The organism is Bartonella sp. OC16QHHD, from assembly GCF_042194035.1.
Classification (GTDB): Bacteria; Pseudomonadota; Alphaproteobacteria; order Rhizobiales; family Rhizobiaceae; genus Bartonella.
In genome coordinates, this window is the sequence record NZ_JBHIMJ010000001.1 from 23,083 (window position 1) to 37,159 (window position 14,077).

General features: G+C 37.2%; 7 protein-coding genes. 2 read left to right on the forward strand and 5 right to left on the reverse strand.

What is annotated here, in order from left to right; genetic code table 11:
- Nucleotides 1–8: 8 nt before the first annotated feature.
- Both ACFIK1_RS00135 and ACFIK1_RS00140 read left to right on the forward strand, forming a co-directional pair.
- The gene (locus tag ACFIK1_RS00135; protein ID WP_375661786.1) at nt 9–2,954 is read left to right on the forward strand and encodes a bifunctional [glutamine synthetase] adenylyltransferase/[glutamine synthetase]-adenylyl-L-tyrosine phosphorylase; all 2,946 of its coding nucleotides are present in this window, start codon (nt 9–11) and stop codon (nt 2,952–2,954) included.
- 452 nt (nt 2,955–3,406) lie between these two features.
- Nucleotides 3,407–4,231, forward strand: coding sequence for an outer membrane protein (locus ACFIK1_RS00140; protein ID WP_375661787.1), 825 nt, complete (start codon nt 3,407–3,409; stop codon nt 4,229–4,231).
- A 1,377-nt stretch (nt 4,232–5,608) separates the two neighbouring features.
- Here ACFIK1_RS00140 and ACFIK1_RS00145 read toward each other — a convergent pair.
- The 5 genes from ACFIK1_RS00145 to ACFIK1_RS00165 form a co-directional block, all read right to left on the reverse strand.
- Nucleotides 5,609–6,493 carry a metallophosphoesterase family protein gene (locus ACFIK1_RS00145; protein ID WP_375661788.1) on the reverse strand — a complete coding sequence of 295 codons (885 nt, stop codon included), beginning with the start codon at nt 6,491–6,493 and terminating at the stop codon, nt 5,609–5,611.
- A gap of 596 nt (nt 6,494–7,089) precedes the next feature.
- Nucleotides 7,090–9,186 (reverse strand): glutamine amidotransferase, encoded by a 2,097-nt coding sequence (locus ACFIK1_RS00150; RefSeq protein WP_375661789.1) that lies wholly within the window; start codon nt 9,184–9,186, stop codon nt 7,090–7,092.
- Nucleotides 9,183–11,981 carry a DUF4159 domain-containing protein gene (locus ACFIK1_RS00155; RefSeq protein ID WP_375661790.1) on the reverse strand — a complete coding sequence of 933 codons (2,799 nt, stop codon included), beginning with the start codon at nt 11,979–11,981 and terminating at the stop codon, nt 9,183–9,185. Before ACFIK1_RS00155 ends, ACFIK1_RS00150 begins: the two co-directional genes overlap by 4 nt.
- The gene (locus ACFIK1_RS00160; protein WP_375661791.1) at nt 11,978–12,889 is read right to left on the reverse strand and encodes a DUF58 domain-containing protein; all 912 of its coding nucleotides are present in this window, start codon (nt 12,887–12,889) and stop codon (nt 11,978–11,980) included. Before ACFIK1_RS00160 ends, ACFIK1_RS00155 begins: the two co-directional genes overlap by 4 nt.
- Entirely contained in the window at nt 12,890–13,921 is a 1,032-nt protein-coding gene (locus ACFIK1_RS00165) for an AAA family ATPase (RefSeq protein ID WP_375634232.1), read from the reverse strand.
- Nucleotides 13,922–14,077: the final 156 nt, after the last annotated feature.

Below are 14,077 nucleotides of genomic sequence, written 5' to 3' on the forward strand. Positions count from 1 at the left end.
AAAGAAAAATGCTTTTCAAGGGAGCGCAGACGAAACAAGCTTTTTTTAAAACACAGCTTCTCCCTTTATGTCCTCTCGATAAAAGTGGTTCCCAATGGTTAAAAGACATGGAAGAACAAGCAAGGAAAGAAGGTTTAGAATCGCTTGTTTCCATCATTTCAGAGAGTGGAACGCAGATTGATTTTATCAGTTCGGTTATGACCTTATCTCCTTTTTTGCGTGAGGTTTTAATTGCCAACCCATCATATCTTAGTGCTTTATTAAATGTTGATATAGAAACAAGGCTGAGCGAAATTATAGATGATATTACAGCTATTGATAAGGATGAAACTATAAATGAAACTTCATTGATGGCTGCTTTAAGGCGCAAAAAACGAGAAGCGCATGTTCTTATTGCTTTAGCTGATTTGGGTGGTGTTTTTACTTACGAAGTTTCATGTGCTTGGTTGACACGTTTGGGCGAAGCAGCATTAAGTGTAGCACTACGTTTTCTATTAAGAGAAGCGCATGATCATGGTAAGATCAATTTATTAAGCCGTGAGAATCCAGAAAAAGACTGTGGTTTAATTATTTTAGGGATGGGAAAGTTAGGAGCAGGGGAACTTAATTATTCTTCTGATATTGATCTTATTGTTTTCATTGATGAAACATCACCTCATATTGGTAATCTTTCTGAAAGTGTTGACATATTTTCTAAAATGGTACGCCGATTAATCCGTATCATTCAAGAACGCACTGCGGAAGGATATGTTTTTCGTCTTGATTTTCGTCTTCGTCCAGATCCAGGATCAACCCCTTTGGCCTTACCAGTAAGGACTGCATTGCGTTATTACGAAGGGCGTGGGCAAAATTGGGAACGAGCAGCCATGATTAAAGCACGTCCAGTTGCTGGTGATAAGAGGGCAGGTTTTAACTTTCTCAAAGAGCTTTTTCCCTATGTGTGGCGGAAATATTTAGATTACGCTGCTATTGCTGATATTCATTCGATCAAACGTCAAATTCATGCGCATAAAAATTATGGTCAAATTGCAGCTTATGGGCATAATATAAAGTTAGGTCGTGGTGGTATTCGTGAGATTGAGTTTTTTGTTCAGACACAGCAGCTCATTGCTGGTGGACGTTTTCCTCAATTACGTGGACGTCAGACAGTTGCAATGTTAGCAGAACTTCACACGCTTGGTTGGATCAGTGAGAAAACGAGAAATAGCCTTATAAAAAGTTATGCTATTCTTCGAAATGTAGAACATCGTATTCAAATGCTTTTCGATGAACAAACACATCTTCTTCCAAATGATACTGCTCAATTCACGAGTGTTGCCTATTTAATGGGTTATCAAGACAGTAACAGTTTTATCCGTGATTTATTAAAAACACTTCAGGTTGTTGAAAAACATTATGCTGCACTTTTTGAGAATGAGCAAGAACTTGGTTTAGAAATTGGTAATTTAGTTTTTACAGGTGAAGAAGATGATCCAGAGACATTAATAACGTTAAGCCGTTTAGGTTTCGAAAGAGCAAGTGATATTTGTCGTATTATGCGCACGCTCCATTTTGGTCGTTATAAAGCAACGCAATCAGCCGAAGCACGCGAGAGATTAACGGAATTAACACCAGCTCTTTTGAAAGCTTTTGGTGGGACAAAACGAGCTGATGAGGCGATGTTGCGTTTTGATGGTTTTTTACAGGGCTTACCTTCAGGAATTCAGCTTTTTAGTCTTTTGCAGTCTAATCCTTCTCTTTTGGATATGCTTGTCCTTATTATGGGGGCTGCTCCACGTCTTGCAGAAATTATTGCACGCAGGTCCCATGTTTTTGATGGAATGTTAGATCCGAATATTCTTTCAGAATTACCGACCAAAACGTACTTAGAAAAACGGCTTGAATATTTTCTTGAAAATGTTCTTTCTTATGAGAAAATTCTTGACCATTTAAGGATTTTTGCAGATGAACAACGTTTTTTGATTGGTATTCGAATTTTAAACGGTACAATTACAGGAGAAAGAGCGGGTTTTGCTTTTACTGCGCTTGCTGATCTTATGATTACAAAAACATTTGCTACCGTTCAAGAGGAATTTTCTCGTCTTCATGGTCGTATTAAAGGGGGGCGTGTTGGCATATTGGGTATGGGGAAGCTTGGAAGTCGCGAATTAACAGCAGATTCCGATGTTGACCTCGTTTTGCTTTATGAACACGATAATGATGCAGAAATATCTGATGGAGAAAAGCCTCTTTATATCTCTCAATATTATACGCGTTTAGCACAGCGCCTCGTTTCTGCTTTATCCACTCTTACAAGCCAAGGTATTCTTTATGTCGTTGATTTAAGGTTACGGCCATTAGGCAATAAAGGACCTATTGCTGTTTCTTTTCCATTTTTTAAAAAGTATTATCGCCAAGAAGCATGGATATGGGAATATCTTGCTTTAACAAGGGCTCGAGGCATTGCAGGAGACCCTGATTTTTTACAAAAGCTAGAAAATGAAGTGTGTGCAATTATTGCTATTTCTCGTGATAAGAAGGAAGTTGCAAAAGAAGTATGTGAAATGCGTGCCTTGATTGCAAAAGAAAAGCCGCCAAAAAATCAATGGGATTTAAAAACGATGTCTGGTGGCATTATGGATTTGGAGTTTATTGCTCAATTTTCTCTTATTACGCATGTCATTGAGTTTCAAATTGGAGCGACGACAGCGGATATTTTAGATCACTTACCAAACAGTTTTCTTAATCAGTCATGTATTGCTGATTTACATTATGCCTATCGTCTTTATACAAATTTGAGTCAAATTATACGGCTTTGCTTAAATGATTCTCTTGATCCCAATGATATGCCACCTGGATTAAGCGACCTTTTGTTGAATAGTGTTGGGGAACCTGATTTGCTTCGTGTTGAAAAATTAATTGCAGAAACTGGGCAATTGGTCTGTTCAGTTTTTACAAAAATCATGAAACATTAAAATAATTCTATAAGAATAAATAAAAATTATTAATTCCATTTTTATATATTAATTTTTTGTCTTTCATTTCATAGACGCTTGAGATGGTTAGAGTGAAGTTCTCTACTGGTTTTTCAAGTGTGATGAAAAAATTCTCCATTCTAGGTATCATTCTTTATACAAAAAGCGATGAGTGATTAATTTAGTGAATCATATTTTTTATGAGCGTTATCTCATTTTTTCAAAAAATTGACATTATAATCATTTATATAATTCAAGATAATAATGATCAATATGAAGCTATAAAAGCTGCTATAGATTAATAGTTTCTGGAAATTATAAATAATATTTAAGCTTTATTTAAAACTAATTTTAATTTTTTAACTGTGTCATTTTTGCTATAGATTTTTTCAAAAAATTGTGAAACGATTTACCATTATTTATGTATCACATTAGCTTTTAGGGGAGCAATTATGATTACAAAGTATTTAGCCTCAACATCTCTATTTTCTTTAATTTCAATTTCTGTAGTACAGGCGTCGGATATCGTTATTCCTGAACAACCTGTTCCTGTTATTCCAGCGCCTGCTTTGTCTTGGACAGGATTTTATCTTGGAGGACAGATTGGTAACTTTTCAGGTAAAACAACTGCAAGTTATTTAAAACATGAGACAGGGATATGGAATCCAATTGGAAAGGAGAATTTACCTAAACTTTCTGGTTTTATCGGGGGAGTTTATGCGGGTTCCAATATTGATATCGATAATAGTTTTATTATAGGTATTGATACAGATATTATGTGGTCTGGTAAAAAGGATTCTAAAGATGTCAATCTACCGAAAAAAAGTCCAACTGAAGAAATACCAAAACCTATAGAAGAAACAAGTCTAACAAGAGATTTGCAGGAGAATGATTCAACAAGGCGTATTAAAGCTGTACGTCATACTTTAAAACAAAAATGGGCTGGTGCTACACGGGTGAGAGTTGGTTTTGCGATTGAGCGTATGATGCCTTATATTTCCGGAGGGATTGCTTATACGCAGCTTCAGAATATTTTTGCGGCAGTAGCTGATAGCAAAAATGGAGAAGTTGATTTTTCTGATTGGTTGCATGATGAAAAAAAGACCATGATTGGTTATACCCTTGGAGGTGGTATTGATTTTGCAATGACTGATAATGTTATTGTGCGTGCAGAATATCGTTATTCAGATTTTGGCAAAAAGAAGTTCATACAGGATAAATTTGAAATGGGCTACAAAACAAATGATTTCCGCGTGGGTGTAGCTTATAAATTTTAATTTTTTGCAGAATTAAACACTTCAAAAGTCTCATTTTCGAATGAGGCTTTTATTTTTCAGGTATGTTCTAGTAAATATCCTTTACTCAAAAGAGCTACTATTTTATTCGAACAATACTTTGATTTATAAATATAAATTACTTTTTGTCATGTTAAGTGAGAGACCCGAGTGTCATAAGATTTTCTCATTTTAAACCTATATTATATTGAACCAATCAAAGCCATGTCTTTTGCACGTCAAAAAGAGGGGGAGTCGTGAGATAAAAACATTAAAGAAAGAATAAAAATGCTTCTTATGAACTATCTTAAGTGCTAAAGGCTGTTGCTACATTAGGGGGTGGAAAAGTATGAGATTTGATACTAGCTTGCTTTTCCATAAACGTGAAGATGGTGTTGCTAAATAGACTTATCATTACATCATTCATAGGTGCCGTCGGGAAATGGGTTTTGGTGCTTTAAAAGATGCTTTTTAAAACCAACATGTGAATTGACAAGCTAATGGCATTTTATTTTATTTGAAAGATCTCTCATACAATCAACTTTTCTGTTTTGCGGTATCGTAAAATATTTGATTTAATAACAAAAAGATCGCAAAAAAATTCTAAAGCACGTAAAATTACATCCGCAATGTAACTCAATAATAAAATAATTATAAAGAGTATTATAAAGTGATTTATAGGAAAAAATAGAGAGAAAATTAGGAATTTATTGAGACATAAAAAACATTATTACCTATATCTGGTATCGAAATATAATCTACTATTTTTTATAACTTTTTTAATGTACGATAATAAATATCGAGTGAAATAGTAATGGATCATTTCAAATCTATTTACGATAAATCAATCAACATCATTTGTTTATGAATCACAAGTAGGTTGGGTTATTGAAATTATATACTTTAGTTATTATTTGGCTTTTTTAGGCATTGATTTTCAGGTATAGACGCTGAATGAGCTTCTCTATTATTCTATAAAATATCATCATTGTAATAATATAAGGATTTTACGCATTAGATGCTTTTGGAGGAGTGTATGATGAAATTCAAAGCAGGGTTTATGTGTAGAGCTTTGTGAAGTAAATCACATGCGCAATTAGCAGCTGGAACCCGTGAGACAAGAATCCGGATTATTTATAAATCAGATGTGGTAGAATTTTCGTTCTTTAGGGCGGGAAGGAAGAAAACCGATAAGTTTGTAAAAAGCTAGTCACATAAGTGGGGCAGCAGATGGAACTGTCTGAGAAAAATTGATCTATTGACAGAGAAGGTGAAACTTTGTCTTTTAAGGAGAAAAAGGGAAATAAGAATTATGATTTTCAAAGGAATATGAAATAAAAATATTTTCGTTTTTTGTTGTTTTGGCAACTATGAAGGTGTTTAAAGATTAATTGTTTCAGTACATGCAATCTCGTTTTGAGGATTGATAATGCTATGACGTTGTAATTGGCAATGCCATTGATTTTGTAAGCGTTCAATGAAAAATAAATTAAAGCCTGCGGGTGGTTTTTTATCACCAAAAGCTTGTGATGCGGAAGGAACACCAACAATAGGAATTTTTTTAATTGGTCCTTCAATGTAATTCAATGTGGGTAAATGAGTATGTCCGTGAAGAATAAGCTCACAACCGTGATATTTGATAACGTCTAGAAAACGTTTTATATCCCGTAGTTTTTTATGCCAAGACGTTGCCTTTGGAAAGGGGGGGTGGTGAATCATGACGACACGAAAAAGGTTGCGCTGTGCTGCTTCCTTTAAAAAGAGCGGTAAAGTTTGCGCTTGCATTTTACCAAAATAGCCAGAAGCTTGAAAAGGCAATGTCGCAATGGCTGAAGAAGCTGCTATGATGGCAACATCTTTGCGAATGCGCATATAAGGAAAGACGCTTTTTTGAGGGATGTCACCTGTAATCCAAGGTTTAAAAAGAGTGCATGCTTTTTGTAAAGCGCCGCGGACATAGGCATCGTGATTTCCAAATGTTAAAGAAATATCTTGAGGTTTTCCTAGGTTAAGTAGCCAACGATGAGCTTGTACAAATTCTTTATCGAGAGCAAGATTTACAAGATCACCAGAGATCACAAGGTGATCAGGTTTTTTTTTGTTCAAGGCATCTATTACAGTTTCTAGGACATCTGTTGCCATCTGACTCTTACGTTTTTTTTGCCAGTTCAGATAACCGGTAAGACGCTTCCCAGAAAGTTCAAAAAGGGAAGGTTGCGGGAGAGGGGAAAGATGTACATCCGATATATGGGCAAGATAAAACATAAAAGCTCGTAGAGGATTAAAAACGATTTAAAGAATAAACATAAGATAAGTTAGTGCTTAAAGGCAAGAAAGATTGTAAAATGAAAATTAGCTTGCAAAAAAGAACGTCTCAAGCGGAATGTTCCAAATAGAATATCCCTAATAAAATATCATTGTGTTGTAGATTCACATATTTGTAAAAAAACATTTCTCAATGCGTTTGAGCTAACTTCACGACGGTACTCGATATTATAATGGAAAGCTTCTGTGAACTATATAGGGCTTACTGTACACTACCATCTCTACACTTATACAAGGTGCAAATAAAAAACATCATACTATTTTCCCCCAATTTTATGAAAATCCTTGCTTTGCTTTAAGAGGATTCATTAAGAGGTATTTCACTCTTTTCTTCAATGGTTTCTATCCATACAGCATCTCTTCTAATAATATGCAAGAGAATGTTTTTTATTGTTTTAATATGAGGATATTAGAAATAAGGAGAATTCTACTGTATTTTGAGTTATAAATCAATACGTTATCTAATTACAAAAGACAAGTAGATACGTAAAAAGATAAGCTGAATTTTAAAACTATTATACGAAATCTCAGACTTTTTAACGGCCTTCATAATACCACATGCTGCTCAACAGTAAAAGGTAAGCAAGCAGTGCAAAAAAACCAGAAAATATCGAAAAATAAAAGGTATTGATTAAACGGGTTTCTGTTGCTTCTTTCAGAACAATTGAATGTGCTGGGGAAGAGGACGGACTTGTTTTTGATTGAATCAGCTTAAATGGAGGAAGATGAATGTTTTCTTTTCCTTCAGGGTGTAAACGTCCGATGTAGCCACCAGTGTGCTTAATAATGGGGGCTAGTTTTTCTTGTGTTGAAATCAAGTCAAACAACTCAAGATTATCGAGCATCCCTACAGAAGAAAGTATTGTTAAACCGCCATTTTTAATGGTAAAAATTCCTGTCTCATCAGTGGTCACAGTTGCAGTAAAAAGGCCTTCTTGCTCTTTGGTCAGAGTAATATTTTCTTTTTTTCCAGAGGGAAAGATTATTTCAGCGGGTTCTGGATGGTCTTTTAGAGTTTGGCGGCGAATTGTTAAATGATGATGGCTGCTGGTCGCACTTAATTTTTCTTCCTCAAGTTCTGGTTCTTTCATGAGCCAATGGGCAATACGACGATAAAGAGCAGCATAAGGACCACCGCCTTCGAAACCTCGTGCCCAAAGCCAACTTTCATCAGAGAGCAACATGCCTACACGTCCTTTATCAACATGCGAGAGAAGTAAAAGTGGTTGTTCATCGGCTCCTTTCATGAGGGCGATTCCGTTATTTATGTTTTGAATAGCAATTTGTCGCAACCACTGCCCCCATTGAGAAGCGGGAAGGTTAAGTGTTGCAAGACCCCTTGTGACAGGATGGCGCTCACCTTCTTTGGTTAATGTGGGGCGAAAAGGTTTTTCAATAATAGTTCCATTGGGCAATGCCGGTAAAATGCTTATTAAAGGTGTTTTCGCAAGTGAGTTTTTTTGGGTAAATTCAGGTCCTGTTACCATCAGCAATGCACCCCCCTTTTGTACATATTGGGCGATATAATCATAATAGATTAAGGGGAGAACAGTAGAGTGCTGGTAGCCATCAAGGATGATGAGATCAAAGTTATTAATTTCTTCAACAAAGAGTTTTCTTGTGGGAAAGACCACTAAGGATAATTGGCTTGAGGGCGTATTATCTGCTTTGGTGGGGGGACGCAAAATAGTAAAGTGAACAAGATCAATATTAGAGTCACCTTTCAAAAGGTCTCGCCATGTCCGTTCTCCATTATAAGGAGCACCTGAAATAAGAAGAACGCGTAAATTTTCTCTGATTCCTTCAATAATTGTTATGGCGCGGTTGTTTTTAAAGCTTAGTTCACCTTTGTGTGGATCAGTTATAACTTGGATAATATTTTTTTCAGCATGAGGAAGGCTAATTTCAGTTTGAAAAATCACGCCAGGAGTCACAGAATAATGGCCAATGTCTTGTCCATTGACGCTTAGTGTAATATTTGCTTTCTGTGGTATTGTTTTTTTGGCGGGGCCTTTATCTTCTACCAAAATGGAGAGCGTTTGTGGTTTGTTGACAAGGGCAAAGCGTGGAGGAGAAATAAACTTGATTTGGCGATCAAATTCATCTGAGTGCCCTGTAATCAGGGCATTGAGAGGTGTTTCATGATGAAGGTCTGATAGGTCAGGAATGTCATGCACTTGTCCATCGGTGATAAAAATGGTTCCTGCATAACGAGAGAGCGGTACATCAGATACTGCTTGTGTTAAAGCCTCAAACAAATTCGTTGAGGGCGCATACTGATTATCAGCAAGTTTTCCAGCTTCAATAAAGCGTGGTTCAAATTGTGGATAATGCGCCAATGCTTGAGTTAATTGCGCGCGCGCTTCATCACTGTCGTTTGTACGTGTTCCAAATGTTTGGCTTTTGCTGCGGTCAATAACAATTCCTACTGTGCTTTTCAGTGGTTCACGCTGTTCCTTTATGATCATTGGATTGAGTAAAGCAAGGATGAGGGCGCTTAATGCCATCAGACGAAATAAAGAACCTTGCCGTTGCGTAACAAGACCAACAACGACAAAAAGAATCGATATTCCACTTAAGAACAGAATCCAAATGAGTGGTAAAAAAGGCTGAAAAGTGAAAAATGATATCATTGCCTTCTTTCTCTTTTAAAGCGTTCCAAGAGTGCTGGAACATGAACTTGATCCGCTTTATAGTTTCCTGTAAGAACATAAAGGACAATATTTAAACCTGCACGAAATGCCCATAGACGTTGCATTGGATCATTGGGAACAAGGGGATATTTCCATGACCCTTTTTTATCGAGTGCCCAAGCACCAGCAAAGTTATTGGCAGTAATGAGAAGAGAACTTACATTATCGCCGCTGGCAAGGGAATTTTTATTTTTTTTGTTTGTTGATGAGGATTCAATCCATAAAGGTGAACCACGGTAGAGACCAGGAAAATCTGGCATAATATAAAAAGAACGTGCAACAACATGATCCGTTGATGCTGGCTCAAGGGATGGAATATTTAACTCTTTTAAGATATCTCGTAATCTTTGCGTTTCTGGAGTAGCATCTCCTTCAAGATTAAGATTGCTCTTTATCTGATCGCGCGTGTCAAATAAAATTGTTCCCCCATGTTTCATAAAGTTATTTATTTTTTCAAGGCTTTTGGGGGGTGGTATAGGACTCTTAACATCAATTGGCCAGTAAATAAGAGGATAAAAAGAGAGTTCATCTTTATCGAGATCAAGTGCTGTAACAGAGCCGAGGGTAAGCATTGTGCGCTCTGCGATAAATTGACTTAATGCTTCTAGACCACTTTTACTCGTTGTATCAATTTCATGATTATTGGTTATAACATAGGCAAGATGTGTTGCACCAGCAGCTTGTACACTATCATATTGATTTTCTTTCGTTTGTGCATGAAGAGTTGGATCATATGAAAACAAGGCAATAAGACTTATAAAGGGGAGGAGAAACATATTACGCCGTTTCATGAAAGAAAAAATATCTCCTATCCATAAAATGAGAAAATTGTCAAAGGCGAATAATAAGATGGCTAATCCTAAAAGTGGGCCGATAAGATTTTTTTCTTTTGTATCGTAAGATAAAGGGCTTTTATTAAGAGATGTTGGCAATGATGATTGTTTCATCAAGTGCGACGAATGAGTTAAGAGATTGAGTGCATAAAAATCGTTTTTGACACCATAAAGTCCTGGGGGAGTATGGTAGGAAGGATGGGGTGGATTTTGAGAGTCAAAGATCAAAGGAACAACATCAGAGGGTGGTACTTGTAATTGTCCGTCAACGGCTATAGTTCGCCAAGGGTTTTGTACCACTGTTCTTTTTTCTCTGTGTGTTAGGTTTGTGTTTTCGTTAGAACCTAATGTGATTAATTTTTGCAGCATTTGTGCAAAAAAGCCAGAAAGAGGAAGGTTAGACCATGTTGGGTCAGGAGCAACATGAATGAGAATGAGGGTTCCTTTACCATGTTTTGCTGCGGTAATAAGAGGAGTTCCATCCGAAAGGCTAAGCCACGTTTTTTCAAAAAGATCTGGGGTTGGTTCTGCGAGGATTTGGCGCGAGACAGTAACATCTCCTGGAAAGGGAAGACCAAAGAAAAAGCTATTTTTTGCAAAAGGGGCAAGCTTTTGTGGTTTTGTCCAAGACATAATACTTCCAAGGGAACGTTGACCTGGGCGTAGTGGTATCGGAAGAAGGTTATCGTAATGTTCTGCGCTACTGAGTTTTTCTCCTGCAAAGCGGATGAGTGTTCCCCCTTTATTCACAAAATCAGAAAGTTTTTTTTCTGCTTTTGGGGGTATGTTAACAATGTCACCCATAATCAAAACAGATGGATTTTGTTTAAGCAAATGATCAATATCCGTTGAAAGTTCTCTTCCACCGGCTGTTATAAGCTGTGTATGACCTTGTAAGGCTTTGATAATGTAATAAAATGGAGCAAGTAAAGGCTGTGCCATTTCATTGGTATCGGGTGAGAGAAGAGCAACACGGCTTATCCTGTTATGGCTGTCTACCAAGAAGGTTGCAGCAGCATGGTTTTGATTGTTTATTTTTATCCAAGCGATATCATTGCGTAGTTCAAGTGGTACATTAAAAGGAACAAGTGCTGTTGTTTCTCCTTCAGAGAAATTGTTCGTAAATTGTCCGAGAAGTTGATTATTTGAATCGTAGAGGCTGAGTATAGCGGGAGTGTTACTGTGTGTTGTTGAGCGGATAATACGCGCGCCCATGTTTCCATTGTTATTTTCTATGGATGTTATGCCGGTTAAATCGGAAATATCAGTCAAATACCACAAGAAGTTTCTAGGTTTTAATTCTTCAAGAAGAGCAAAAGCTTGCTCATCTTCATTTGTTTGTAATCCATCACTTAAATAAGCAATATCAAGAGGTTTTCCTTTGGTTATTTTGCTGAGTTTTTTGAAGGCATGCACGCGGTTGACAGACCAAGGACGCGGTTGCAAATGCATTAAATGCTGTTTTATAATCTTGGCTGGTTGGGGCTCTATATTGTAGATATTATTTTCAGCCGTTGCAACAAGATAAATATTTTTTTGCTGTTTTTCTGCCTGTGCAAGGAGCATTTCAGCGATAGAGATGCGCTGTTTCCATTCTTTTACAGAAACCCAACCATTATCAATAATGAGTGCAAGGGGTTGAGCCCCAGAAAAGCTTATTGGTTTTTGATTCCAAGTGGGGCGTGCTAGAGCTATGATAACAAGTGCCGCTATGGTTAAACGCAACAAGAGCAACCACCAAGGTGTATGTTTTGCTGTTTCTTGTTGATGAGTTGGTTTGGGTAAGAAGCGAAAAGGGGGAAAAAGCTCTTTACGCGGAGATGGAGGAGTTATCCGCAACAGCCACCAAATGACCGGTAGGAACAAAAGCCCTAGTAACAGAAAGGGAGCAGCAAAACTCAAAGTGCCCTCCTTTTTTGCAATGGAGAGTCGCTCATTGTATTTGCAAGATGAAAAATGGTCTCTGTTAAAGGTTGATCTGTTGTACTAACGTGATAAGACCATCCTTGGCGTGCGCAAAAATTTACCAATTCTTGTCGCCTTGCGTGATATAGTTTACAATAGTTCTTACGAAGATCTTCTGCTTTAGTGGAAACATGTTTCTCTTTCGTTTCAGGATCCAAAAATTCTGTGTGACCTGTGTAGGGAAAGCTTTCTTCTGCGGGATCAGAAATTTCAATTAAATGAGCTGTCACCTGTTTTGTAGTTAAAACGGTTAAATGTTGGATGATTTTTTCAGGATAGTCGAGAAAATCACTCATTATAATGACATGTGAAAAGCGTGTAATCATTGAAAAATCCGGAAATAAATTTTCATCTGAATGATTTTCTAAAGCAAAGGCTATTCGTTCTACGACATTAGATGTCATTGTGGGGGACATTAAGTTGGGAATAGCAATATGTTCGCCACTGCGTGCAAGAAGGGATGCCAAGGTAAGGGTAAGAATAGTGGCATGATTACCTTTAGAGATTTTAGAAAAGCGCGAACAGTAATGCATTGATGCGCTCTGATCAGGACAAAGCCAAACGGTTTGTGTCGTTTGCCATTCGTGTTCACGGAGATACGTATTTTCATCACGCGCTGAGCGACGCCAATCAATGCGGGTAATGGATTCTCCTTCCATATAGGGACGAAATTGCCAAAAGTTTTCCCCATTACCGCTTTTACGTTGTCTATGCCACCCGGTTATCAATGTATTAGCGATATGACGCGCTTGTAAAAGGAAATATGGCATTTTGCCAGTATCCTTATGCAGTTCATTTGCCAGCGACAATGGAGGCTTTTGTAAAACTTTTTTGCCAAGTGCCATTCAAAGAGCATCTTTCACAAGGTTATTGATAATATCTTTTACGGTTATATCTTCAGCACGGGCAGAAAAATTAAGAGCCATGCGGTGTTGTAATACGGGATAGGCCAATGCTTCAACATCATCAAGTGAAGGAGCTAAGCGTCCATAATAAAGAGCACGGGCGCGAACACAAAGTGAAAGGGCTTGTGATGCCCGTGGACCAGGTCCCCAAGAAACATAAGTATTAGCAAGGCTATTGTCTTTATGAGGGCGAGATGAGCGGACAATTTTTAAAATAGCTTCAATCACATTTTCTGAAAGAGGCATTTTGCGAACGATATTTTGAATTTTTTGCAATTTTTTGCCGGATAAAATTGGTTTTGCATTTGATTTTTTTTCTTTTGTTGTTTCTAAAATAATCCGTCGTTCTGTTGTGAGGTCAGGATAGTCAATATCGATTTGCATCAAAAAGCGATCCAGTTGTGCTTCAGGAAGTGGATATGTCCCTTCTTGTTCGAGAGGATTTTGCGTTGCAAGAACATGAAAAGGTTGTGGCAAATCATAACGGTTACCTGCAACAGTAACATGATATTCTTGCATAGCTTGTAAAAGGGCTGACTGTGTCCGTGGGGAAGCACGATTGATTTCATCGGCCATGAGAAGTTGCGTGAAAATAGGACCTTGAATGTATCGAAAAGAACGTTTACCGTCTTTATCGGAATCCATAATTTCAGAACCAATAATATCCGATGGCATTAAGTCAGGAGTGAATTGGATGCGTTTTTCATCAAGCCCTAAGACTGTTCCCAATGTTTCAACAAGACGTGTTTTTGCAAGTCCTGGAGCACCGACAAGAAGGGCGTGACCACCAGCGAAAATAGCGATTAAAGCATATTCGATTACCTGATTTTGCCCAAAAATAACTTTGTCAATTTCTTTTTGTAAAATATCCAATTCTTTGTGTGCCGTATCAATATCATCAATAATGACTTGAGCTTCATGATTGATATTGACCTTTTTTATAGAATTGGATGATGGATCATGTTGACTCATATTTCTTCCTTAAGGCGTTTGTCGCAAAAATGGTAATTTTCTCTGCATGATAATGGATATCTTATTGTTTGTAACAGAAAATGAGAAGAAATGAAGTATCATATGCCGTTTTTTTATATTCGTATATAAGAAGAGAAAAGTTTCTTTGGAAGAAAT